This is a genomic window from Roseateles subflavus (assembly GCF_030285365.1).
In the GTDB taxonomy this organism is placed as follows: Bacteria; Pseudomonadota; Gammaproteobacteria; order Burkholderiales; family Burkholderiaceae_C; genus Roseateles_B; species Roseateles_B subflavus.
This window is the reverse complement of sequence record NZ_JASVDS010000002.1, coordinates 243,325-262,768: the sequence shown is the minus strand read 5'-3', so window position 1 is coordinate 262,768 and position 19,444 is coordinate 243,325. Positions and strand designations below refer to the sequence as shown.

General features: G+C 69.3%; 14 protein-coding genes and 1 pseudogene. 13 read left to right on the top strand and 2 right to left on the bottom strand.

Going from position 1 to position 19,444, the window contains the following annotated elements:
• The first annotated feature begins 350 nt into the window (after nt 1-350).
• The 5 genes from groES (at nt 351) to QRD43_RS06920 (ending at nt 7,930) form a co-directional block, all read left to right on the top strand.
• Entirely contained in the window at nt 351-641 is a 291-nt protein-coding gene (gene groES / locus QRD43_RS06940) for a co-chaperone GroES (protein WP_183103857.1), read from the top strand.
• Between the two features lie 183 nt (nt 642-824).
• Entirely contained in the window at nt 825-2,462 is a 1,638-nt protein-coding gene (gene groL, locus QRD43_RS06935; RefSeq protein WP_285981764.1) for a chaperonin GroEL, read from the top strand.
• A gap of 234 nt (nt 2,463-2,696) precedes the next feature.
• On the top strand, nt 2,697-4,709 hold the full coding sequence (locus tag QRD43_RS06930) for a DUF1631 family protein (RefSeq protein ID WP_285981763.1): 2,013 nt from the start codon (nt 2,697-2,699) through the stop codon (nt 4,707-4,709).
• A 16-nt stretch (nt 4,710-4,725) separates the two neighbouring features.
• Entirely contained in the window at nt 4,726-7,038 is a 2,313-nt protein-coding gene (locus tag QRD43_RS06925; protein WP_285981762.1) for a patatin-like phospholipase family protein, read from the top strand.
• A 28-nt stretch (nt 7,039-7,066) separates the two neighbouring features.
• Nucleotides 7,067-7,930 (top strand): type 2 periplasmic-binding domain-containing protein, encoded by an 864-nt coding sequence (locus QRD43_RS06920; RefSeq protein WP_285981761.1) that lies wholly within the window; start codon nt 7,067-7,069, stop codon nt 7,928-7,930.
• 33 nt (nt 7,931-7,963) lie between these two features.
• Here QRD43_RS06920 and yihA read toward each other — a convergent pair whose 3' ends face one another.
• Nucleotides 7,964-8,677: a ribosome biogenesis GTP-binding protein YihA/YsxC gene (yihA, locus tag QRD43_RS06915; RefSeq protein ID WP_285981760.1), complete on the bottom strand. Its 714-nt coding sequence runs from the start codon at nt 8,675-8,677 to the stop codon at nt 7,964-7,966.
• A 132-nt stretch (nt 8,678-8,809) separates the two neighbouring features.
• On the opposite strand from yihA, the gene QRD43_RS06910 reads away from it, so the two are divergent.
• From QRD43_RS06910 to msrQ, 6 genes are all read left to right on the top strand, one after another.
• Nucleotides 8,810-9,427: a c-type cytochrome gene (locus tag QRD43_RS06910; protein WP_434063836.1), complete on the top strand. Its 618-nt coding sequence runs from the start codon at nt 8,810-8,812 to the stop codon at nt 9,425-9,427.
• Nucleotides 9,428-9,657: 230 nt separating this feature from the next.
• The gene (locus QRD43_RS06905; RefSeq protein WP_285982489.1) at nt 9,658-11,703 is read left to right on the top strand and encodes a cytochrome c biogenesis protein ResB; all 2,046 of its coding nucleotides are present in this window, start codon (nt 9,658-9,660) and stop codon (nt 11,701-11,703) included.
• Entirely contained in the window at nt 11,700-13,049 is a 1,350-nt protein-coding gene (ccsB, locus tag QRD43_RS06900) for a c-type cytochrome biogenesis protein CcsB (RefSeq protein ID WP_285981759.1), read from the top strand. Before QRD43_RS06905 ends, ccsB begins: the two co-directional genes overlap by 4 nt.
• A 5-nt stretch (nt 13,050-13,054) precedes the next feature.
• On the top strand, nt 13,055-13,840 hold the full coding sequence (locus QRD43_RS06895) for a substrate-binding periplasmic protein (protein WP_285981758.1): 786 nt from the start codon (nt 13,055-13,057) through the stop codon (nt 13,838-13,840).
• 114 nt (nt 13,841-13,954) lie between these two features.
• Complete coding sequence (gene msrP / locus QRD43_RS06890) at nt 13,955-14,938, top strand: protein-methionine-sulfoxide reductase catalytic subunit MsrP (protein ID WP_285981757.1); 984 nt, start codon at nt 13,955-13,957, stop codon at nt 14,936-14,938.
• A complete protein-coding gene (msrQ, locus tag QRD43_RS06885; RefSeq protein ID WP_285981756.1) occupies nt 14,938-15,585 on the top strand; it encodes a protein-methionine-sulfoxide reductase heme-binding subunit MsrQ in 648 nt (215 codons plus the stop codon). The genes msrP and msrQ overlap by 1 nt, the downstream gene beginning before the upstream one ends.
• A 97-nt stretch (nt 15,586-15,682) precedes the next feature.
• Here msrQ and QRD43_RS06880 read toward each other — a convergent pair whose 3' ends face one another.
• Nucleotides 15,683-17,716: an alpha/beta hydrolase family protein gene (locus QRD43_RS06880; RefSeq protein WP_285981755.1), complete on the bottom strand. Its 2,034-nt coding sequence runs from the start codon at nt 17,714-17,716 to the stop codon at nt 15,683-15,685.
• A gap of 206 nt (nt 17,717-17,922) precedes the next feature.
• Here QRD43_RS06880 and QRD43_RS06875 point away from each other — a divergent pair.
• Together QRD43_RS06875 and QRD43_RS06870 are read left to right on the top strand one after the other, a co-directional pair.
• Nucleotides 17,923-18,648 (top strand): annotated as a pseudogene (locus tag QRD43_RS06875) (NAD(P)/FAD-dependent oxidoreductase); the annotation flags it as partial.
• 405 nt (nt 18,649-19,053) lie between these two features.
• Entirely contained in the window at nt 19,054-19,422 is a 369-nt protein-coding gene (locus tag QRD43_RS06870) for a dihydroneopterin aldolase (protein WP_269630547.1), read from the top strand.
• Nucleotides 19,423-19,444: the final 22 nt, after the last annotated feature.

Below are 19,444 nucleotides of genomic sequence, written 5' to 3'. Positions count from 1 at the left end.
CGCCCGCCCGTCAATGAGCAGGGCTGGGGATGGCGCACGGGTCTCCTGGCTCGAACGACGCCGCCGTCCGGGCGCGCGGCTCGGCTGCACCGCGTGGGCGCCCAGGGCCTGGGGCTGCTGTCCGTGCCGTCCTGTGCCCAGCGGGTGGGCGCCTTGGCCCTGCGACTTCACGGGCGCCTCTTGAAACGCCGCGGGTCATCCCTATAATCCTTTCCTGCTAGCACTCTCGAATGTCGAGTGCTAACAATTCGGTCCCGGCAGCCGCCGCGGCCGGTTTGTCCCGATGTGATGGCCCGCCGCCAGTTGGCGTGGGGCCCGCAACGACCCAAGACTCTCAGCTAGGAGATGTGATGAAACTGCGTCCTCTGCACGATCGCGTGATCGTTAAGCGCCTGGAAAACGAAACCAAGACGGCCTCCGGCATCGTCCTGCCGGACAACGCCGCCGAGAAGCCCGACCAGGGTGAAGTGCTGGCCGTGGGTCCTGGCAAGCGCAATGACAAGGGCGACTTCGTGGCCCTGAACGTCGCTGTCGGTGACCGCGTGCTGTTCGGCAAGTACTCCGGCCAGTCCGTCAAGGTCGACGGCGAGGAGCTGCTGGTCATGCGCGAAGAAGACCTCTTCGCCGTCGTCGCCAAGTAATCGCTACTGCGCGACTGCCTGGCGTCGTTGGGCGGTGCTCGGGATCCTCACGTAGCGCTGCTACGTTCCGGTCCCTGCGCTCCTTCCGCCTAGCCAGACAGCCGCTCGCTACGCGCTTCCTTGGCGCCGACTGAGCGCCAGGAAGCCGCCAACGCAAACCCAAAGAATTTCGGAGAAATCAACATGGCAGCAAAAGACGTGGTCTTTGGTTCCGACGCCCGTGCCCGCATGGTCGAAGGCGTGAATGTCCTGGCGAACGCCGTCAAGGTCACCCTGGGCCCCAAGGGCCGCAACGTGGTGCTGGAGCGCTCCTTCGGCGCCCCGACCGTGACCAAGGACGGTGTGTCCGTGGCCAAGGAAATCGAGCTGAAGGACAAGCTCCAGAACATGGGCGCCCAGATGGTCAAGGAAGTCGCTTCCAAGACCTCGGACAACGCCGGTGACGGCACCACCACCGCCACCGTGCTGGCCCAGGCCATCGTGCGCGAAGGCATGAAGTACGTGGCCGCCGGCATGAACCCGATGGACCTGAAGCGCGGTATCGACCGCGCCGTGGCCGCCCTGGTCGTGCAACTGAAGGCCGCCTCCAAGGCCACCACCACCTCCAAGGAAATCGCCCAGGTCGGCACCATCTCGGCCAACAGCGACTCCGACGTGGGCGAGATCATCGCCTCCGCCATGGACAAGGTCGGCAAGGAAGGCGTGATCACCGTTGAAGACGGCAAGAGCCTGAACAACGAGCTGGACGTCGTCGAAGGCATGCAGTTCGACCGCGGCTACCTGTCGCCCTACTTCATCAACAACCCGGAAAAGCAAGCCGCGATCCTGGACAACCCGTTTGTCCTGCTGTTCGACAAGAAGATCAGCAACATCCGCGACCTGCTGCCCACGCTGGAAGCCGTGGCCAAGGCCGGCCGTCCGCTGCTGATCATCGCCGAGGACGTCGAGGGCGAAGCCCTGGCCACCCTGGTGGTGAACACCATCCGCGGCATCCTGAAGGTCGTGGCCGTCAAGGCTCCGGGCTTCGGCGACCGTCGCAAGGCCATGCTGGAAGACATCGCCATCCTGACCGGTGGCAAGGTCATCGCCGAAGAAGTGGGCCTGAGCCTCGAGAAGGTGACCCTGGCTGACCTGGGTCAGGCCAAGCGCGTCGAAGTGGGCAAGGAAAACACCACCCTCATCGACGGCAACGGCGCTGCCGCTGACATCGAAGCCCGCGTCAAGCAGATCCGCATCCAGATCGAGGAAGCCACCAGCGACTACGACCGCGAGAAGCTGCAAGAGCGCGTGGCCAAGCTGGCCGGCGGCGTGGCCGTCATCAAGGTCGGTGCCGCCACCGAAGTCGAGATGAAGGAAAAGAAGGCTCGCGTGGAAGACGCCCTGCACGCCACGCGCGCTGCCGTGGAAGAAGGCATCGTGGCCGGTGGTGGCGTGGCGCTGCTGCGCGCCCGCCAGACCGCTGGCGCCATCAAGGGCGACAACGCCGACCAGGACGCCGGCATCAAGCTGATCCTGAAGGCCATCGAAGCCCCGCTGCGCGAGATCGTGTCGAATGCCGGTGGCGAGCCCAGCGTCGTGATCAACAAGGTGCTGGAAGGCCAGGGCAACTTCGGCTTCAACGCTGCCAATGACACCTACGGCGACATGATCGAGATGGGCATCCTGGACCCGACCAAGGTCACCCGCACGGCCCTGCAGAACGCCGCCTCCGTGGCGTCGCTGATGCTGACCACCGAGTGCATGGTCGCTGAAGCCCCGAAGGACGAAGGCGCTGCTCCGGCCATGCCCGGCGGCATGGGCGGCATGGGCATGGACATGTAAGTCCGGCCCTCCGGCAGCAGCGCTGCCGGATGCCTCCTCGAAACCCGCGACGGCCACCCGGCCTCGCGGGTTTTTTCATGGGCGCGTGCTCCGGACCGCCCGCCGCCCCGATGAAAGGCCCCCCCACATGAAGGGGCGTGCGCCCCCAGGTGCGCACTCTGTCGCTCAATTGGCGAGGCACAGCGCCACCGTCCCCCGTTCCCGTGTCATGCCGCCTTCATAATGCGGAACATCATGTCCCACGCCCCGAGCCTTCAATCCCTGGTCGACGAGGTCATCGTCCGGATGCCCGCGTTCAGCCATGCGGTGGCCCACAAGATCCAGGACGACCTGAAGTCAGATCCCCTGCTGCACTCGCTGCAGTACGCCTGGGCCGTCAGCAAGGGCCGCTTCCCCACGGACTTCCAGGCCGCCATCCAGCCCCTGCTGGAGGCCGCCCGCCACGGCGAGGACCCGCTGCAGCGCCGCGGCTCGCCGCTGGGCCTGCAGTCGCTCAGCCTCGTGGACGAGAAGCAGGCGCTGCAGGACGTGTCGATCGCCCATGTGGTCTCGGCCGTCGAGGAGCAGAGCCGCCCGGAGCTGCATCAGCTGGTGAACTTCTTCGCGGCGCTGCGCGGCATCGCCCGGCCGATGAAGCAGGACAACCCGCTGCGGCCGGCCGTCTTCGCCAATGCCGTGGTGACGGCCATCCAGAACCTCCAGCTCGACGGCGAGGGCTGCTACGCCATGACCAAGGTGGCCACGCCCCATGTGGTGGCCGCGCTGGGCGAGATCTACCAGACCCTGTGCGAACAGATGCGCAGCGCCCAGCTGGCGCCGCTGGTCGAGGGCTACGGCATCGGCAGCACCCGGGACGTCGAGGCCCGCCTGCGCCAGGCCGCGGTGCCGGGTGCCACCCCGACGCTGGACACGCTCGCCCGCCGTGTGGACGCCATCAACTCGCGTCCGCAGACCCTGCGCCAGCCCGGCCACGACTCCACCTCGCAGGCGCTCGGCCCGAACACGCTGCTGCGTGGCGGCGGCGACCTGCTGAGCCGCCTCTATGACCAGATCCTGGCCGACCCCAAGCTGCTGCCGCCCGTCAAGGCGCTGATGTCGCGTCTGCAGGTGGCCGTGGCGCGCCTGTCCCGCACCGACCCGAGCCTGCTGCGCCGCCAGGACCACCCGGTGTGGAGCCTGCTCAATCGCGTCGCCGGTCACGGCGCCGGCTTCAAGCGCGCCGACGACGAGCGCCTGCGCCAGTTCCTCGACGTCATGAACGGCATCGTGCAGCAGCTGGTCGAGGCCCCGCTGCTGACGGGCCTGCAGTTCCAGCAGGCGCTCGGCGTCGTCGACCAGCACATCCGCGAGCAGGCCAGCCGCCATGGCGAGCGCAGTGCGTCGGCCCTCGCCGCGCTGGAGCGCGAAAGCCAGCGCACCGCCTGGCTGGAGCTGCTGCAGAGCCAGCTGAAGGAGCAGCTCTCCGACACGGCGCTGAGCCCCACGCTGCGCAAGTTCCTGCTCAAGCCCTGGGTCGAGGTGATCGTGCAGAACATGGTGCTGTACGGTCGCGAGGCCCCGCAGGCCGAAGCCAGCATCGAGCTGGTGGACGAGTTGCTCGACAGCCTGCAGCAGCGCCAGAGCGAGGCCGCTCGCGCCCAGCTGCGCACCCGACTTCCCGCGCTCATCCAGCGCGTCGAGTCCGGCATGGAGCTCATCGCCTTCCCGGCGGACAAGCGCCAGGTCGTGCTGCAGGACCTCATGACCCAGCACGGTCGCGTGCTCAGCGGCCTGCCCCCGCATCACCACCCGGCCCCCTCGGACCGTGCGGCTGCCGCGCGCCGCGACCTCAGCCCCGAGGAGCTGCTGCAGCAGCTGCTCAACGAGCGCGAATCGCAGATGCCCTCGCGCTGGGCCCATGACCAGGTCAACCGCGGCGAGCTGCCGACGGTGCCGGTGGGCCTGTATTCCGAGGCCGGTTCGCCCGATGCGCGCATCGCCCTGCAGGCCTGGATGGGCAATCTGCAGGTGGGCAACTGGTACCACATGTTCGTGCAGAGCCAGTGGATCACCGCGCAGGTGGCCTGGATCAGCGAGAGCCGGCAGTTCTTCCTCTTCGTCGGGCAGGACGCCGACGAGCGCCACTCGCTCACGCGCGGTGCGATCGAGCAGCTGCTGGCCAACGGTCTGATCACCGCACTCGAGGAAGACACCCTTGTGCAGCGGGCCGTCTCCTCGCTCATGCAGGACCTGGACGACGCGCCCTGAGCCCGTGACGCCCCGCATGCCGCCACGACACCCGGGTCTGCCAGCACTGATGCTGGCCCTGCTCATGGGCCCGCTCGCGCCGGCCCGGGCCGAATCCCTGCCCCCGCCCCGCCCGCCCGAGCTGCCCGGCCCCGCGGCCTTGCCCGACCACACGGTGCGGCCACGGCTCGGGCTCGTGCTGTCCGGCGGCGGCGCCCGCGGCCTGGCCCACGTGGGCGTGCTGAAGGTGCTCGAGCGCGAGCACATCCCCGTCGACGTCATCGCCGGCACCTCCATGGGCGCCATCATCGGTGGCCTCTATGCCAGCGGCATGAACGCCCGCGAGCTCGAGCGCGAGCTGCAGCAGATTGCCTGGGACCGCATGTTCGCCAGCCGCGTCGAACGCCAGCTGCTGTCGCAGCGCCGCAAGGAGGAGGACTTCGAGTTCTCCGCCGTGCTGGAGCTGGGGCTGCGGGGCGGCGAGGTCCGTGTGCCCCAGAGCACGCTCTCCAGCCGGGGCCTCGATGCCCTGCTGCGCCGCCTCACGCTGCCGGTGCGCAGCGTCGACCATTTCGACCAGCTGCCCACGCCCTTCCGTGCCGTCGCCACGGACATGGAAACCGGCGCCCAGGTGGTGGCCGAGTCCGGTGACCTCGCCCAGGCGCTGCGCTCCAGCATGAGCGTGCCGGGCGTCTTCGCGCCGGTCGAGAGCGACGAAGGGCGCATCCTGGGCGATGGCGGCCTCGTCAACAATCTGCCCGTGGACGTGGCGCGCCGCATGGGCGCCGAGCGCGTGATCGCCATCAACGTCGGCACGCCGCTGTCCGGGCGCGACTCGCTGAACTCGCTGGTGGGCGTGACGGCGCAGATGATCAACATCCTCACCGAGCAGAACGTCCAGCGCTCGATCGCCAGCCTCTGGCAGGAGGACCTGCTGATCACGCCCAGCCTCCAGGGCCTGGGCTCCGGCAACTTCGAGCGCGGCAAGGATTTCATCGCGCTGGGCGAGGCCGCCGCCGAGCAGGCGCTGCCGCAGCTGCGCGTCTTCGCTGTCACGCCGGAGGCCTATGCCGACTGGCTGCTGGCCCGCACCCGCACGCAGCCCGCGGCGCCGGCACTGGCGGGCATCAGCTTCGTGGGCAGCGAGGTGGCCAACCCCGAGCGCTTCAAGGACCAGCTGGAGACGCGTCCCGGGCAGGTCTTCGACGCCGAGCGCGCCGAGCGTGACGCGCGCTTCCTGGCGTCCTCGGGCGACTACGTCCGCGTGGACTACCACGTCGAGGAACACAGCGAGGGCAACCAGCTCGTCTTCTCGATGGAAGACAAGCCCTGGGGCCCGAACTACTTCCGCGCCGGCATCGACCTCAGCACGGACTTCAACGGCGAGAGCGCCTTCAACCTGCGCATCAGCCACAACCGGCACTGGCTGACGCCGCACGGCACCGAGTGGCGCAACCAGCTCACCATCGGCCAGACGCCGCGCCTGTACACCGAGCTCTACCACCCGCTCATCCAGAAGCTGGGCACGAGCAACGACTGGTTCGTCTCCAGCTGGGGCGAGATCGAACGGCACAACCTGACCCTCTACAACGCCGAGACGGGCCAGGGCCTCGCCCGGCTGGGCCGCAAGAGCCTGACCTACGGCCTGGACGTGGGCCAGCCCTGGGGCCGCCTGGGCGAGGTGCGGCTGGGCCTCGTGCGCGAGCACTGGCGCGTGCACCCCGACCTCATCACCGTCGACCCGGGCCAGCTCGGCAACGCCGACCAGCAGCGCCTGGACAAGACCTGGACGGAGACGGGCCTGCGCCTGAAGCTGGTGGTGGACCAGCTCGACTTCGCCAACTTCCCGCAGCGGGGCTACCGCACGACCTTCGAGCACATCGCCGGCACGCAGACGCAGCCGGGCGGCCGGCGCGACGCCTTCAGCCGCACGGAGCTGCAGGGCACGCTCGCGACCAGCGTCGGCCGCCACACGCTGAACCTGCATCTGCGCGGCTTCAACGCCCACCAGCCCGAGGACTCGGCCCAGGGGCCCTACAGCCTGGGCGGATTCCAGCAGCTCTCGGGCTACCAGCCGGGCCAGCTCACGGGCAACACCTTGCTGTTCGGGCGGGTCACGTACTACCAGCGCCTCGCCCAGACGCCGGTGCTCACGCGCGGCTTCTTCGTGGGGGGCTCGCTGGAGGCCGGCAATGCCTGGGACACCCGCCAGAACGTGAGCCTGCGCGGGCTCAAGCTGGCCGGCAGTCTCTTCATCGGCGCCGACACCGGCCTCGGCCCGCTCTACCTCGGCCTCGGCAAGGGCAAGACCACCGACACCGCGGTGTATCTCTTCATCGGGCGCCCCTGAGCTCCGCGCCCGGTGCAAGAATCCGGGCATGCGGTCCTGCTTCACCGACCTGCGCCCGGCACGACGGGCCACGCGCGTGGCCCCGTTGCTCCTCGCGATCGCGATCCTGCTGCTGCCTGGCGGGTCTGGCGCCGCGCAGGCACGGGTGCTCCCGCCCGCAGGCACCGTGGCATCGCCGCCGGCCGCGCCCTCACCGGACGGCCCTCCCCACCTGACCCTGGCCACCGGCACCGAGCCCGACAGCAGCGACGGCCGCTGGCTGCGTCGCGTGTACACCGAGGCCTTCCGCCGCCTCGGCTGGCGCCTGGAGGTGCAGGTCATGCCCGCCCGGCGCGCCGAGCTCGCCCTGCAACGCGGCGAGATCGACGGCGAGATGCTGCGCACGGCGCGCTACGGCGAGCTGCATCCGGAGTTGCAGCGCGTGGAGGTGACGCTGTTGCAGGTCTCGTTCGGCATCTATGGCAACCAGGGGCCGGGCCACCCGTCGAACCTGGCGGCCCTGCGCGACGGCGAGGGACAGGTGATCTACCGACGCGGCGTCACCGTCTGCGAGCAGCGGCTGCGGGAGGTCCTGCCGGCCGAGCGCCTGGTCGAGATCTCCGCCGCCGACAACGCCGTGCGCATGCTGGCGCGCGGCCGCGTGGGCTTCGTGTGCGACATGGACAGCGCGCTCAGCCTGAGCCTGGCGCACCTGGGCAGCGCCGAAGGCCAGGCGGGCCCGCTGCAGCGGCTCTTCGACCTGGGCCCGCCCATGGCGACCTACCCCTTCCTGCATGCGCGCCATGCCGCCTTGGCGCCGCGCCTGGCGACCATGCTGCAGACCCTGCGCACCGAGGGCTGGCTCACGCCGCCCCGCGATTCAGGCGCCGCGCCCCGACCCGCCTCGCGGTGACGGCGGGTCCCAAGGGCGCGCCGAAGTGGCGGCTCAGTCCCGCGTGTCGATGGGCAGACCGGCGCCGGTGGGGTCGTCCTCGTCCAGCGGCGGCAGGTCGGGCATGACCGGCACCACCGGCGCCTGGCGCACCCATTCATGCAGGATGTGGGCGACATCGGCCACGCCCTGCTTCTTCAGCGCCGAGAACAGCGTGATGGAGACATCGGATTCGTCCGTGACCATCCCGGCCAGCACCTCCTGCGTGGCCGCGAGCGCGGCCTGCGCCTCCTTGCGATTGAGCTTGTCGGCCTTGGTCAGCAGCACCAGCAGCTTGACCTCGCCGTTGGCCACGCGGGCGGCGACGAAGTCGAGCAGCTGGCGGTCGAGGTCGGTGAGGCCCAGGCGCGAGTCCACCATCAGCACCACGCCCGACAGCGAGCGCCGCACCTCGAGGTAGTCCGCCATCACCTTCTGCCAGCGCAGCTTGGCGTCGCGCGCCACGGCGGCGTAGCCATAGCCCGGGAGGTCGGCGAAGAGCGCGTTCGGTGCGTCCTTGGGCCCCAGGTGGAAGAGGTTGATGTGCTGCGTGCGGCCGGGCGTCTTGGACGCGAAGGCCAGACGCTTCTGCTGCGCCAGGGTGTTGATGGCCGTGCTCTTGCCCGCATTGGAGCGGCCGACGAAGGCGATCTCGGGGAGTTCGTTGGCCGGCAGATGATGGAGTTGACTCGCCGTGGTCAGGAACCGGGCAGTGTGGGTCCAAGCCAACACAGTCTTGTCCGAAGGGGCGGTCTCGGCCGCTTGCGGCGCTTGGCTGGGGTTATTGCTGCTCATGTTGATCCAGTAGGCTGAGATTGCCATTGTAAAATCCGTAGGTTGCGCTTACAGACCCCCTTACTCATGAAGAATGCTGCTTTCCTGTTGATGGGCCTCGTCTTCACCGCTGCCGCCAGTGCATCGGAAGCCCCGGCGCCGGCCAAGCCCGATCTGAACAAGGGCCAGGCGATCTCGGCCCAGGTCTGTTCAGCCTGCCACACGGCGGATGGTTCGCGCGGCAGCCCCGCCAACCCCATCCTGCAAGGCCAGCATGCGGACTACCTCGTCAAGCAGCTGACCGAGTTCAAGTCCGGCAAGCGCGACAACGCGGTGATGAAGGGCATGGCCTCCACCCTGTCCGACGAGGACATGAAGAACGTCGCCGCCTTCTACGCCTCGAAGCAGGCCAAGGAAGGTGCCTCCAAGGACAAGACCCTGGTCGCCCTGGGCGAGAAGATCTACCGCGGTGGCATCGCCGATCGCCAGATCCCCGCCTGCGCCGGCTGCCACAGCCCCAACGGTGCCGGCATTCCCGCCCAGTACCCCCGCCTGTCGGGTCAGCACAGCGACTATACCGAGCTGCAGCTGAACACCTTCCGTGCCGGCAAGCGTGGCAACAGTGTCCAGATGGCCGCCATCGCCGCCAAGATGAACGACCGCGAGATCAAGGCCGTCGCCGACTACATCGCCGGCCTGCGCTGATCCGCAGCCGGCCCGGGCCCTACCGCCCGAATTGATCCATGGCAAGAGGCCGGCGCTTTGGCGCCGGCCTTTTTTCTGCGTCCGCGTCTTTGCCAGCCGCTGCGACGACAATCCGGCCCATGAGCGACTCAACCAGCGACTCCTTCAGCCCCACCACGCCCGAGGTCCCGCCGCCGGCGCGCCCGCTGGGCCATGGCACCGGCCGCGAACTCATCGAGCTGCTGTCCTCGATGCGATTCGCCATCGCCCTGCTGACGGTGATCTGCATCGCCTCGGTGATCGGCACCGTGGTGCGCCAGCGCGAACCGCTGAACAACTACGTCAACCAGTTCGGCCCGTTCTGGGCCGACGTCTTCGGCAAGGTGGACCTCTACACGGTCTACAGCGCCTGGTGGTTCCTGCTGATCCTGGCCTTCCTGGTGCTCTCGACCACGCTGTGCATCGCCCGCAACACGCCCAAGATCCTGGCCGACCTCAAGAGCTACAAGGAGCACGTGCGCGAACAGTCGCTGCAGGCGCACAAGCACAAGGCGCTGGGGATACTGCCGCTGTCGCTGGAGGCCTCGCTGCAGCAGGTCTCGCAATGGCTGGATGCCGGCGGCTGGAAGGCCCGCGCGCAGGTGCGCACGGCCGGCATCATGATCGCGGCGCGCAAGGGCGCCGCCAACAAGATCGGCTACCTGGCCGCCCACTCGGCCATCGTGCTGATCTGCCTCGGCGGGCTCTTCGACGGCGACCTCCTCGTCAAGGCGCTGATGTGGGCGCAGGGCAAGTCGGTCTACCAGGGCGCGGGCTTCATCAGCGACGTCCCCGCGCAGCACCGCCTCTCCGACCGCAACCCGAGCTTCCGCGGCACGCTCACCGTGACCGAGGGTTCGCGCAACGGCACCGCCGTGCTGAACATGACGGACGGCGTGCTGCTGCAGCCGCTGCCCTTCGACGTCGAGCTCAAGAAGTTCAAGGTCGAGTACTACAACACCGGCATGCCCAAGCTCTTCGCGAGCGACGTGCTGATCCATGACCGCGACGGCAAGACGACCGCGGCCACCATCAAGGTCAACGAGCCGCTGATCCATGACGGCGTCGCGATCTACCAGAGCGACTTCAGCGATGGCGGCTCGCTGCTGAAGCTGCGCGCCATCCCGCTCAACGGCGCCGCCCCCTTCGCGCTGCAGGGCCGCGTGGGCACCAGCACCGAGCTGGCGCAGGGCGCGCAGAAGCTGGGCATCGAGTTCAGCACGCTGCGGGTCATCAACGTCGAGAACATGGGCAGCGCCGCCGGCGCCGAGAGTGGTGCCGACGTGCGCAAGGTCGACCTGGTCGATTCGCTGCAGGGTCACCTCGGCAGCGGCGCAAAGACCCGGACGGAGAAGTCGCTGCAGAACATCGGCCCGTCCTTCAGCTACAAGCTCGTGGACGCCAGCGGTCAGCGCCGCGAGTTCAACAACTACATGGTCCCGGTGCTGCTGGATGGCCAACGCGTGTTCCTGCTGGGCATGCGCGAATCGGTGAACGAGGGCTTCCGCTACCTGCGTGCCCCGGCCGACGAGAACGGCGCGCTGGACGGCTGGCTGCGCCTGCGCGAGGCCCTGCTGAAGCCCGAGCTGCGCGAACGTGCCGCCCGCCTCTACGCCGAGGCCGCCACGCCGGACGACAAGCCCCAGATGCTCCCGCAGCTGACGGCCACCGCGCGCCGCGCGCTGGGCCTCTTCTCCGGTGCCGAGCTCGTGCGCCCCGAGGACAAGCGTCCCGCCAACGGCTGGGGCGGGCTGATGGCGCTGTCTCAGTTCGTGGACCGCGAGGTGCCCGAGGCCGAGCGCGCCCGCGTGTCCGAGGTGCTGCTGCGCATCCTCAACGGCACGCTGTACGAGCTGCTCAAGATCAGCCGCGAGCAGGCCAAGCTGCCGCCGCCCGCCAACGACGCGACCACGCAGGCCTTCATGACGCAGGCCGTGCTGTCGCTCTCGGACGCCACCTTCTACCCGGCGCCGGTCCTGCTGCAGCTGGAGGATTTCGAGCTCGTGCAGGCCAGCGGCTTCCAGGTCGCGCGGGCGCCGGGCAAGACCCTGGTCTACTTGGGGGCGATCCTGCTGATCATTGGCGTCTTTGCCATGCTCTACGTGAAGGAGCGCCGCCTGTGGATCTGGCTCGAGGCCGCACCCGGCCAGGGTGAACAGACCCGCGTGCGCATGGCCCTGTCCTCGACCCGCGAGTCACCGGACACCGCCACCGAATTCGACCGTCTCAAGTCCGAGCTGCTGAAGGACACCGCATGAACACCGCCACCTCCACCCTCATCGTCGGCCGCCGCAGCTGGCTGGCGCTGCGCTCGCCGCTCGACTGGGCCTTTGCAGCCCTGATCGTGCTGGGCGGCGTCTTCGCCTTCAGCCGCTACGGCGCCTCCATGGACGGCTACGAGAAGGGCATCCTCGCCTTCGCCGTGCCCTCGCTCGTGCTGCTGGGCTGGTTCTGGCGGCCGCTGCGGCTGCTGAGCGTGCTGGTGGGCGCCTTCAGCCTGCTGGCCATCCAGCTCTACCTGCGCAAGACGGACGACTTCGGCGCCGACCTGAGCGCCGTCGACCACGTCTTCCTGCTCAAGTACATGCTGGCGAGCCAGAGCGCGATTCTCTGGATGAGCCTGCTGTTCTTCCTCAGCACGCTCTTCTACTGGCTGGGCTTCTTCCGGCGCGGCAGCGGCACGGCCGAGGTCATCGGCTCGAAGCTGGCCTGGGGCGGCGTCTTCATGGCCCTGCTGGGCACGATGGTGCGCTGGTTCGAGAGCCACCAGATCGGCCCGGACATCGGCCACATCCCCGTCAGCAACCTCTACGAGGTCTTCGTGCTGTTCTCGTGGATGACCGCCGTGTTCTACCTCTACTACGAGGACCGCTACCGCACCCGCGCCCTGGGCGCCTACGTGATGCTGGTGGTGAGCCTGGCCGTGAGCTTCCTGCTCTGGTACACGGTGGCCCGCGAGGCCCACGAGATCCAGCCGCTGGTGCCGGCCCTGCAGAGCTGGTGGATGAAGATCCACGTGCCCGCCAACTTCGTCGGCTACGGCACCTTCGCGCTGGCCGCGATGGTCGCGCTGGCCTACCTGCTCAAGACGGCCACGCCGCGCGCGCTGCAGATCGGCCTGATCGGTCTGCCGGCGGTGCTGGTGGCCGTGCTGCTGCTGGCGCGCTTCACGCTGGACCTGCAGCCCGAGACGCTCGCCGGCCTCGATGGCTGGACGCGCAAGATGGGGGGCGTGCTGGCCTTCCTGGTCGTGTGCGTGCTGCTGCGCGAGCCGCTCACGGCACGCCTGCCGCCCCTGCAGACGCTCGATGACCTGATGTACAAGGCCATCGCGCTGGGCTTCGCCTTCTTCACCATCGCCACGATCCTCGGCGCCTTCTGGGCCGCGGAGGCCTGGGGCGGCTACTGGAGCTGGGATCCGAAGGAGACCTGGGCCCTGATCGTGTGGCTCAACTACGCCGCCTGGCTGCACATGCGCCTCATGAAGGGCCTGCGCGGCGCGGTCTCGGCCTGGTGGGCGCTGGGGGGGCTGCTGGTCACGACCTTCGCCTTCCTCGGGGTCAACATGTTCCTGAGCGGCCTCCACTCCTACGGCACGCTGTGAGCTGCATGGCCGGGCCCCGATGGATCGCGTGGTGCCTGGCCTGCCTGCTCGCGCCCGCCGGCGCGCGGGCCGAGGTCGTGCGCATCGCCACCGGCGAGCTGCCGCCCTATGCCACCGCCGAGGCCAGCGATTCCGGCACCGCGCTGCAGATCGTCCGCCGAGCCTTTGCGCTGGCCGGGCACGAGGTGCGCTACCAGTTCATGCCCTGGCCGCGCGCCCAGAACGAGACCCGGGCCGGGCTCTGGGACGCCTCCGCCTACTGGGGCGCCAACGAGGAACGCCAGCGCGACTTCCTGCTCAGCAGCAACGTCATGAGCGAGCAGTGGGTCTTCGTCCATCGGCGTGACAAGCCCATCACCTGGCGGCAGCTGGCCGACCTCAAGCCCTATGTGCTGGGGGTGGTCAAGGGCTACACCTACACGCCGGAGCTCTGGAGCCTCGCGCGCGAGGGCGAGCTCAAGACCGACCCCACGCATGACGACCTCGCCGGGCTGCGCAAGCTGCAGCTGGGCCGCATCGACGCCATGCCCCTGGAGCGCGGCACTGCCTGCTACCTGCTCCTGAACCATTTCAGCGCCGAGGACGCCCGGCAGTTCGACTATCACCCCCGGCTGCTGACGGACAGCTTCACCACCCACGTGATCTTCCCGAAGGACAAGCCGCGCAGCGCGGGCCTCCTGGCCGACTTCAACCGCGGGCTGAAGCAGCTGCAGCTCAGCGGCGAATACCAGCGCCTGCTCAAGGGTGTGCCCTGCCCGGCGCACTGGCAGGAAGTCCCGGCCCGGCGCTGAGCAGCGCCGGCCCATGGGACGAATCCCCCGCCGGGCCACGGAATTGCAGGGCAGCGTAAGCTTTCGGGCGGCGAGCCGACGAAGGCTCATCACCCCCAGCAAGGACACGCTGCCATGCATTTCCATCCCGACCGCGGCCACGGCCGCTCCCTGGCCTCCGAGGTCACGCCCCAGGCCATCTACGAGGGCCGTCGCGACTGGCTGCGGCTGATGGCCTCCGGGGCCGCCGGCGCTGCCCTGGCGAGCTGGGCCTCGCGCGACGCGCTGGCGCAGGCCACGGACAAGGCCCGCCTCGCCGCCGTGAAGAGCAAGCTCGCCGGCGCGCAGGTGATGGACAAGCCCACGCGCTACGAGGACGCCACCCGCTACAACAACTTCTACGAGTTCGGCACCGACAAGGCCGAGCCCGCGCAGCTGGCACACACGCTCAAGACCCGCCCCTGGACCGTCAGCATCGAGGGCGAGGTGGCCAAGGCCGGGCTCTACGACCTCGAGGACCTGATGCGATTCATGCCCATGGAGGAGCGGCTCTACCGCCTGCGCTGCGTCGAGGGCTGGAGCATGGTGATTCCCTGGATCGGCTACTCGCTCGGCGACCTGATCCGCAAGCTGGAGCCCACCTCCAAGGCCAAGTACGTGGAGTTCGTGAGCCTGGCGGACAAGGCCCAGATGCCCGGCGTGCGCTCGGGCGTCCTGGACTGGCCTTACGTGGAGGGGCTGCGGCTCGACGAAGCCATGAACCCGCTGACGCTGCTGAGCTTCGGCATGTACGGCGAGGTCCTGCCCAAGCAGAACGGAGCACCCGTCCGCCTCGTCGTGCCCTGGAAGTACGGCTTCAAGTCCGCCAAGTCGCTGGTGCGCATCCGCTTCGTCGAGAAGCAGCCCGTGAGCTCCTGGACCAAGGCCGCGCAGCAGGAGTACGGCTTCTATTCCAACGTCAATCCTCAGGTGGACCACCCGCGCTGGAGCCAGGCCACCGAGCGTCGCATCGGCGAGGACGGGCTCTTCTCCCGCAAGCGCCCGACCCTGATGTTCAACGGCTACGGCGACCAGGTCGCGTCGCTCTACAGCGGCATGGACCTGCGCAAGAATTTCTGATGCCCGCCGTACACCGCCCGCTGCTGCTGCACCCGCTCGTCAAGCCGCTCGTCTTCCTGGCCTGCCTCGGTCCCCTGGCCTGGCTGCTGCTGGCAGCCATGCTGGACCGGCTGGGGGCCAATCCGGCGGAGGCCCTGATCCGCGGCCTGGGCGACTGGACCCTGCGCCTGCTGTGGCTCACGCTGGCCATCACACCCCTGCGTGAAGCGCTGCGCCAGCCCGCGCTCGCTCGCCTGCGGCGCATGCTGGGCCTGTTCACGGCCTTCTACGCCAGCCTGCACCTGCTGGCCTACGGATGGCTGGACATGGGCCTCGTGCCGCAGGACATCGCCCGTGACATCGCCAAGCGGCCCTTCATCCTTGTCGGCTTCCTGGCCTGGGCCGGCCTGCTGCCGCTGGCGGCCACGAGCTTCAACCGGGCGATCCGGGCCCTGGGCGCGGCGCGCTGGCAGCGCCTGCACCGGCTGGTCTATGGCATCGCCGGGCTCGCCCTGCTGCACTTCGTGTGGATGCGGGCCGGCAAGCACCATTTCGTCGAGCCGGCCGTCTACGGCGCCGTGCTGCTGCTGCTGCTGGGCTGGCGCGTGCGCCGCAGCCTCGTGCAGCGGCGCCACCGCGCGAGTGCCATGGCACCAGGGCGGGCCTGAGAAAGCAGAACGCCGCCTGGGCGCGAACCCGGCGGCGTTCTCTCGCGAAGGCCGGGACCCCTCGTGGGTCCCGGGCCCCGGCAGGCCGATCAGGCGATCAGCGCGACGGGCTCTTCGGGCCGATGTGGCGGTCCAGGAATTCCAGCATCTGGGTGTAGAGGTCCAGGTTGTTGGCGACCTTGCCGTAGCCGTGCGCCTCGCCCGGCTTGATCATGACGACCTCGGGCGGATTGCCGGCCTTCTTCAGGGCATCGACCATCTTGCGGGTCTGCTCCAGCGGCGTGCGGATGTCGTCCTCGCCGGCATAGATGAACAGCGGGCCCTTCAGCTTCTCGGCATGCAGGGCGGGCGACACCTCGTGGGCGCGTTCCCAGCCGGTGCCCTTCTGGCCCAGCAGGCGGCGCCAGTAGGCCACGCCCGCCTTGTTGCGCGCCGTGTCGCCGCGGGTGGAAGTCAGCTGCAGTTCGAAGTCGCTGACCATCAGGCCGGAGACACCGCACTTGAAGAGCTCCGGCGTCTTGATCATGGCCCACAGCGTGGCGTAGCCACCATAGCTGGCGCCCGAGATGCAGATGCGCGCCGGGTCGACGAAGCCCTGGGCGATGCCCCACTTCGCCGCGTCCTCGTGGTCCTCGGACATCTTGCGGCCCACCTCGCCGAAGCCCGCGTCATAGATCTTGCGGCCCAGGTCCGGCGTGATGCGGAAGTTGGGCAGGATCACCGCGTAGCCGCGCGACGCCAGGATCTGCGCCTCGCGCACGCCGAAGCCGCCCGGGCCCCAGACGTCCGCGCGCACGTGCGGGCCGCCGTGCACGTGCACGACGGTCGGGAGCTTGTCACCCGGCTTGTACGAGGCCGGCAGGAAGTAGTAGGACGGGATCTCCAGGCCGTCGCGCGTCTTCAGCAGGAAGGGGCGCATCGGCACGAGGTGGTGCTCCTCCATGTCGTCGCGCGAGCGCAGCGCCTCTTCCAGCGTCTTGCGTTCCTCGTCGTAGAGGAAGTAGGTCGGCACGCTGCGGTCGCTCCAGACCTGCACCAGCGTGCGCTTGCCCTCGCTGCGCTGGATGGCCACCGCCTTGCCCGGGAAGGCCGCTTCCAGGCCCTTCTGCAGACCGGCGTAGCCAGCGTCGAAGTAGGCGACCTGGTAGGTGTCGTCATTGAAGGCCAGCCCCACGGGCTTGCGGCTCACCGGATCGAAGCGCAGGCCGTCCTTGATGTCGTAGCGCGGGTGATGGGCCAGGGTCTCGGTGATGGTGCCGGTCTTGATGTCCACCACGTGCAGACCCGCCGTGTCCTTGCCGTTGCGGGCGGAGACGATCAGGTCCTTGTTGTTCTCGGCGAAGGCGAGGATGCTCCACACGTCCTTGTCGCCATGCTCGAAGGTGTGGATGGTGCGCCACTCGCCATCGGCCGTGTCGCGGATCATCAGGCGATGGTTGCGGTCCTCGGGCAACGCTTCCGAGTCGGAGACCACCATCGCGGCGCGCGGCACGCCGTCGTGGTCCAGGCCCCAGTCGGACACCCGGCCCGGCTGGTTGAAGGTCAGGAGCTTGCGCTCGCCGGTGTCGATGTTGATGCGGTAGATGTCCTCCACGCCGGCGCTGCGCAGGTCGGAGCTGACGAGGATCTCGTTCTCGGAGCCCGGCACGCGGCCGCGCATGCCCATGCGCTGGAACTTGCCCGTGCCCATCATCTCGCGCACGGTGGGATTGAGCTTGCGGTAGCCCGTGCCGTCGGCCTTGATGGCAAACAGGCCGCCGCCGTCACCGGACTCGGGACCGGAGGGCGAATCCAGGCGGCCGAGGGTGTAGACCAGGCGCTGCGAGCCGACCCAGTAGACGTTCAGCACGTCGAACTCGGTCTGGCCGGTGATCGCGCGGCCCTTCATCGTCTCGAGGTCCACCAGCAGCAGGTTGCGCTTGCCACTGGCCGTCGGGGCCAGCACCGCCAGGGTCTTGCCGTCCGGGGACAGCAGCGGGCGCGTGAACTTGGGCAGCGCCACGAAATTGGCCAGCGCCAGCGGCTCGCTGGCGGCGGCGGGCGCCGTGGCGGCCAGGCTGCCGTGGCTCAGCCCCAGGGCGAGCGCGACGGCGGTCAGTGCGTGCAGCAGGTGTTGCGATCTCTTCGTCATGAATCCCTCTCGACAGCAAAGTCTTGTCATGCGCCCCCCTCCGGGACGCCATCGCCCCGTGGTGGCGGCATTTGGACTCGGCATTATGTTGTGACCCTGGGCCGTCCAGGAGGCGCTCGAACACCCGGAAAACCCGACTCAGGCGATAATTCGGGGTTCCGTTCGCCCGCTCGGGGCGATAGGCGAGCCATCGGAAGGGCTGAACCATGACGTTCGTCATGGCGACCCCTTCGCGCGCCCTGCCCCGTGCCCCACCCGTCGTGCCGGACCGTTCGGCGGGACCCGCCTGCGCAACGCCGCCCTCCGCCCTGCCCATGTCCACCATCGCACGCAACGACGCACGCAACGACGCACGCACAGAAGCACGCACAGACGCCGACCTCCGCACCGACATCGCCATCCTAGGCGGTGGCCCCGCGGGCTGCTCGGCGGCCTCGTGGCTCGGGCAGCTCGGCCTCGGTGTTGCGCTGGTCGAGCGTCAGCCGCAGCTGTGTGCCTCGCTGCAGGCCCTGCAGTTCGACCAGGACTGGGTGCTGGGCAGCCCGGGCCGCAGCCTGGCGGCCCTCGGCGAGACCTACGCCCGCCAGGCCGAGCAGCAGCACGGCGTGCAGATCCTCACCGGCCGCAGCCTGCAGCATGCGGACTGGCAGGCCGGCCAGGGCTGGCGCCTGCAGCTCAGCGACGGGAGCTGCCTGAGCGCCCGCGCCCTGATCCTGGCGACCGGCCTGCGTCCGCTGCGGCCCGAACCCTTCTTCCCGCCCGGCCAGTCGCATGGGCGCGTGCTGGATGCCATCGACCTGACCGCGCGGCGTGCCACCCTGCCCCCGGGCCGCACGCTGCTGCTGGGCGGCGGTGACAACGCCGTCGAGAACGCGCTGTACCTGCAGGCGCGCGGCCATCAGGTGACGCTGTGGTCCCGGTCGGACTGGCGCGCGCAGCAGATGCTGGTGGATCGCATCCAGGCCCAGCCGGCCATTGCCCAGCGCCCCCGGTGCCCCATGCCCACGGCGCTGTGCCCCGATGGCGATGGCGTCACCGTGCGCTCGCAGGCCCATGGCGAGGAGCGCTTCGACCACGTGGCCGCGCTGCTGGGCTACGAGGCCGAGCCCTCGGCCTGGCTGCTCGTCGGGGACGCCCTGCAGCGGGCCGGCATCACGGCGCCCTCGCACCCCTTCCGGGACGAGCCGCGCTTCGCGCCGCTGGGCCTGTTCGTGGCCGGGGATGCCAGCGGGCGCCAGCACCCCTGCGTGCAGACGGCGCTGGGAGACGGCGTGGTGGCCGCCAAGGCCGCCGAGAGCTTCCTGCGCCCGATCAAGGAAGGCCAGCCCACGCTGGCCCTGCGCCGCAACAACCGCCAGATCATCCACCTGCAGGGGCTGCGCTTCGGCGCGAATCTCGGCGTGCTCGACTTCGAGCGCGAAGGCCCCCAGCCCATCCAGGTCGACGCCGAGGTGAACCTGGGCGCTCAGATGATCGTCTCGCGCGATGCCGACATCGGCCACGTGCTGGACTACCGCCGCGTGCGCCAGATCATCATCGACGAATGCACCGCCGAGCACACGGACCTGCTCGAGGCCCTGCTGGGCAAGCTGTGCACGCGGCTGATGAAGCTGGCCGGCGTGGTGGGCGTGCGCATCAAGGTGACCAAGCTGGAGATCTTCGAGGATTGCCAGGTGGCGATCAGCGCGGAATGCGGGCAGTGGTGATCCAGCACCCTGCATGAGACTT

Excerpts from the sequence above, each read along its gene's own strand:
- groES (WP_183103857.1), top strand. The coding sequence starts at position 351 with ATGAAACTGCGTCCTCTGCACGATCGCGTGATCGTTAAGCGCCTGGAA.
- groL (WP_285981764.1), top strand. The coding sequence starts at position 825 with ATGGCAGCAAAAGACGTGGTCTTTGGTTCCGACGCCCGTGCCCGCATG.
- QRD43_RS06930 (WP_285981763.1), top strand. The coding sequence starts at position 2,697 with ATGTCCCACGCCCCGAGCCTTCAATCCCTGGTCGACGAGGTCATCGTC.
- QRD43_RS06925 (WP_285981762.1), top strand. The coding sequence starts at position 4,726 with ATGCCGCCACGACACCCGGGTCTGCCAGCACTGATGCTGGCCCTGCTC.
- QRD43_RS06920 (WP_285981761.1), top strand. The coding sequence starts at position 7,067 with ATGCGGTCCTGCTTCACCGACCTGCGCCCGGCACGACGGGCCACGCGC.
- QRD43_RS06910 (WP_434063836.1), top strand. The coding sequence starts at position 8,810 with ATGAAGAATGCTGCTTTCCTGTTGATGGGCCTCGTCTTCACCGCTGCC.
- QRD43_RS06905 (WP_285982489.1), top strand. The coding sequence starts at position 9,658 with ATGCGATTCGCCATCGCCCTGCTGACGGTGATCTGCATCGCCTCGGTG.
- ccsB (WP_285981759.1), top strand. The coding sequence starts at position 11,700 with ATGAACACCGCCACCTCCACCCTCATCGTCGGCCGCCGCAGCTGGCTG.
- QRD43_RS06895 (WP_285981758.1), top strand. The coding sequence starts at position 13,055 with ATGGCCGGGCCCCGATGGATCGCGTGGTGCCTGGCCTGCCTGCTCGCG.
- msrP (WP_285981757.1), top strand. The coding sequence starts at position 13,955 with ATGCATTTCCATCCCGACCGCGGCCACGGCCGCTCCCTGGCCTCCGAG.
- msrQ (WP_285981756.1), top strand. The coding sequence starts at position 14,938 with ATGCCCGCCGTACACCGCCCGCTGCTGCTGCACCCGCTCGTCAAGCCG.
- QRD43_RS06880 (WP_285981755.1), bottom strand. The coding sequence starts at position 17,716 with ATGACGAAGAGATCGCAACACCTGCTGCACGCACTGACCGCCGTCGCG.